Annotated in this window: 2 protein-coding genes; both read right to left on the reverse strand. The window is 33.4% G+C overall.

Annotated features, from left to right (window positions below):
• The coding region (locus Q0K35_RS02315) for a UvrD-helicase domain-containing protein (RefSeq protein ID WP_294561064.1) at positions 1-3137 on the reverse strand (3137 nt) is incomplete at its 3' end.
• Positions 3138-3152: 15 nt separating this feature from the next.
• Positions 3153-4346: an ATP-binding protein gene (locus tag Q0K35_RS02320; protein ID WP_294561065.1), complete on the reverse strand. Its 1194-nt coding sequence runs from the start codon at positions 4344-4346 to the stop codon at positions 3153-3155.
• Positions 4347-4694 lie beyond the last annotated feature (348 nt).

A 4694-nucleotide genomic window follows, 5' to 3' on the forward strand; every position in this document is an offset into this window, starting at 1 on the left:
ATCAGCCATTCTATGATCGTTATTAGATCTTCTCTTTCAATTGTCTTAAGCTTCCCATATTCCTTGACTTCATCTAGCTTAGCATTTTTAATTTTTTTGCTGTTAGCTCCACGAAGTACATCTGCAAGGATATTAATACCATAATAGTGGTGAATACTGATATTTGATAAGGCCTGCAAGATAGTATAGACAACCTCGTTTAAATCATTCCCTTTATATAAGACAGGCTGGAGATCAGCTTTTTTTATTTCTGTTACAGATTCTTTTTTCTTAGATATATTTTCTTGAGAGATGATTTTTATTGGTTCACTTATGACTTGTTTATTCGATTTAGATGAGGCAGGGTCAGAAGAATAATTCATCATGCTGTAAAACTGTTCTTTCCAAATAACACGTTTACATCCGCTGCCATCTGATTTATAGTTGGTGCAACCTAAGAAATAATTACCATCTTTTGCCGGCTTTACCACGAGATAACCGTCATGACACCAGTCACATTTTAAGATCGAAAGTTTGCCTGCTTTATACTCATTAGTCATAAATCCGCAAATTTCCGGTTCATTGGTACATATATATAATTGTAAGCCATATGAATTTTTATAGCGATATTGCAACGGATAGCCACAGATAGGACAAACTTTTTTACCGGCATTATTTGGCTGATAGCTTTCATTCCAACTGCCGCGCAGGGATACATTTTTATATTCACGTTTGATCTCTAGTAAAAATTCCGAAGGATTTTGTTCAGGGGCAATGAAATAGACACGGTTTTTCGTGCGTGTCATGGCAACGTAAAACAAACGTCTTTCCTCAGCATAATCAATCGAACGATCCCCTTTGACAACAAAAGATAAAACCAGATCATCTTCTATCTTTGATGGAAATCCATAGGTTTCATTTTTTCCATTAACGACTATTACATTGTCATATCCCAATCCTTTTGATGCATGAGCAGTTAAGAAGGTAATGTTCATTTTAGGAAATTTTACACTTTTCAGCCGACTTTTATATTGTGTAAATTCAAATAAGCCGGACTTTTCTAAACGATCAGCATCAAATCCAAAGCGGCCAATGAGAAGGATCGAAGAATCTTCTCCCTTTTCTTCTTGTTCATTGTACATATGGATCTGTTCAAGCGCTGTTTCTACGGCATGTGCCATCGCATAATTGACGCCACTGCGATTATCACCATGTACTTTTTTAGGTGTGGCATCATATGTATAAATAATGACAGGATCTGTAATGTTTTTAGGTGATATCAAAGTTTTAGCGATTTGAGAAGTATTTTTCTGAATGAAGTTACCTGCAATATCAATGACTTCCTGTGAATTACGATAGGTCTTTACGATCTTCAATAATTTCGCATATCCCATCTTTTCCGCAAACTGAGTGAATAATGTGATATCTGAACCACTAAAAGCATAGATCGACTGCCAGTCATCCCCTACAGCCATGATCTTTGCATCACAAACCTCAGACAAGGCTTTCACTAAATCAAAGCGTTGCCGGGAGATATCCTGGTATTCATCCACGATGATATATTTGTAATCAAGTTTCTGTTTCATTTCTTTGACCTGTCGTAAAAGTTTCGCAGAATCATTGATCATATCTTGAAAATCAACAGCATGACTTTCTTTAAGCTGTCGTTCATATTCTAAATAACAATCATGGGTAATGTTTAAGAAAAGACGTGTTCGTACATTCAATGTAGAATGATACATACGATTAAAATCATCTTCTTGATATCCATTTGTTTTAAAATTGGTAATGAAGCGACAAATTAAGGTCAGCAATCGCCGGATATATCTGTTCTCTTCTGAGGATACAAGTTTTTCCATCACTTCTTTATTGGAACGAGGACGTAATTCAAATCCATTCTTTTCTAATTCATCCTGTAAATGTTTAAGCAACGGCTGATGGTCATTATATTCAGAGTAGGTATAGAGCAGTGGTGTCTGATGTCTATGATGAAGCTTTATTTTATCTTGGATGGCTTTTTTATAAGCCCTTAATTCATCATCACTAAAACGATTGTTTTTACCACTTTCAGAAATACCAAAATGTTCAAGATAAGAATATTTATCATCTTGCCAGATCTTAAAGTCCGGTGTGTAAGGTTTTCTGGCATGTGGTATATCATATTTATAAATGGGTTCATATTCATAATCGATATGATTTAAATATAAGAAATTGGCGATTTCAACTTCCTGGTGAGAACGTAAGATTTCATTTTGAATCGTTACCATTTTCTTTGAACGGATATCCATGACCCGTTTTTTATACTCATTCAAATCACTCCGCATCGTAGAAAAATTTGACTTAGCAATCTTATTGAAAAAGTTACTTAGATCATTCTCATCCATTGGTGCGTCAAAATAAGATGAAAAGAATAGTATGAGATTATTGACCAGCGTTTCATTGGTAAGAATGGCGCTTTTAAAATAATCCTGAAGGATGAAATAAAGCTTTGATGAATCTACGATATTTAATTTTTCAGGGGTATGCTTTCTTAAGATGGCATTTCCAACTGAATGGAATGTAGATATCGGACAGTCAATAGACAGATCTTTGTTAATTTTATCTGCTAATTCCTGAACCGCTTTATTGGTAAAGGAAACAACAAGTATTTCGGAGGGATCGATACCCTTTTTTTCTACAAGGTATCTTACCCTTGCAGCAACGGTCGTAGTTTTACCGGCCCCGGCTCCTGCAATTACAAGGCAGTAATCCTCATCGGTTAGCACGACACGGCGCTGATCTTCATCTAATACAATTTTCGGATCAGATTCAAGAAGAATACGGTCAAGATAATCTTTTTCATCTTTCATTGTTTTTTGGATGAAATTTTCATTATGATCATCAATAAGTGATTCAAAGTTTTGATATTCATCTAAAGCGGATTCGATTTCTTTAAGATCAAGACCATTTTTCTGACAGAAGATATCTAACATATCACTATTCTTTAATACAAGAAAAAATTGGATGATCTGATCCTTGGCTTCTAATTCTTCTTTAAAACGGCTTCTTGCGATATATTGCTTTTCAGAAAGCAAATGATCCATAAAATGTTTCAAATCTAAAAGCTGAGGAATCTCAGATATATTATTTTTGGTTGTTTGTCTTTCGTTTGTTTCCATAATCTGCCCCTCTTGCTAATCCCATTCATCAGCCAATAAAAAATCACGAATATTTCGATGTTTAATACCGTTGCGACTCATATCATATTCATCTAGAGAGATGACATATTTTGGATAATTATCACGAATTGAATAATAAATATCAAATTCTCTATGAATCGTGTCCTCATTAGCTAAAAGATAAGCTACTTGCAAATATAGTTTTTGCCCTTGTTTTTCACAAACAAAATCAATTTCTTTATCAGCAATTTTCCCGACTGTAACTTTGTAGCCTCTACGTAATAATTCCATATAAACAATATTTTCTAACACTAATTGAATATCTTTCATATTTGACCCATATACTGCTTCTCGAATGCCGTGGTCAGCAATATAATATTTTTCATTAACTGTAAGAATCTTTTTTCCTTGAAGATCCTGTCTCTTTACCTGATAAAATAAAAATGCATCCATACAAGCTTTGATATAGTTAAGGATTGTTTCTGTTGAAACATTTCTGCCTTCGCTTTTTAAATATTTAGAAATAGAAGTAGAAGAAAAAGTAGAACCAATATGTGATGTGATAAAAGCAATAAGTCTTTCTAACATATCTGTATCGCGGATATTATTACGTTTAATGATATCTTTTAATTCAACAGAATTAAATAAGTCTGTCAAGTATTGTTGACAGGCAGCTTTATTAAAGCTTAGATTTGCAAGATAAGGCATTCCGCCGATGATGAGATATTGATTAAAACATTCACGTATATCTGTTTGAGGATAAACACTTTGATATAAGTCAATAAATTCTTGAAAGGAAAATGGATAAATAATAAACTCAACATATCGTCCTGCCAGATAAGTGGCTAGTTCACCGGAAAGTAATTTGGCGTTTGAAACCGTAATATAAATATCACAATCTATTTCTACTCTTAGAGAATTAATGCATTTTTCCCAATCTAAAACTTCTTGTATTTCATCAAAAAACAAATAAACTTTACCATCAATTCCAGAGGATTGATGAATAATATGATCATGAAGTGCATTGGCATTACATAGATGATGAAAGCTCATATTTTCAAAATTAATGGATATAAATTGATGAGAATCTACTCCGGATGAAATAAGTTCTTCTTTGATCAATTGAAGCATAACAGATTTCCCACTGCGGCGAATACCAGTTAAAACTTTAATTAAGTCGCTGCCAATAAAAGGACGAATCCGGCTCATATATGATTCTCTTTTAATCATTTTCATCACACACCTTTAACTTATTATAATTTTATCACAGGTATATCTTATATTCAATTACAATAATATATTTTATAAGTTATAGTTGACAAAATATATAATGCTTTTATTAGTTCGAAAAAAACTCGAAACTTTAATGGTTTCGAGCTAGTATATACCTAAACTTCTTTTGCCAGATCAAGATTGATCAACAGAGATATAAAATCAAGGATATATTGATCGTTGCGTATTCCCGTTTGCACATAAATCGCATCACTGGCAGTTTTTAAGCTTGTTTTGCCATCCATAAAATAAGGAATGAGCGATTCTAAATTATGTGCCGTCATG

This window comes from uncultured Traorella sp. (assembly GCF_944327115.1).
GTDB lineage: Bacteria > Bacillota_I > Bacilli_A > Erysipelotrichales > Erysipelotrichaceae > Traorella.

Excerpts from the sequence above, each read along its gene's own strand:
- Q0K35_RS02320 (WP_294561065.1), bottom strand. The coding sequence starts at position 4,346 with ATGAGCCGGATTCGTCCTTTTATTGGCAGCGACTTAATTAAAGTTTTA.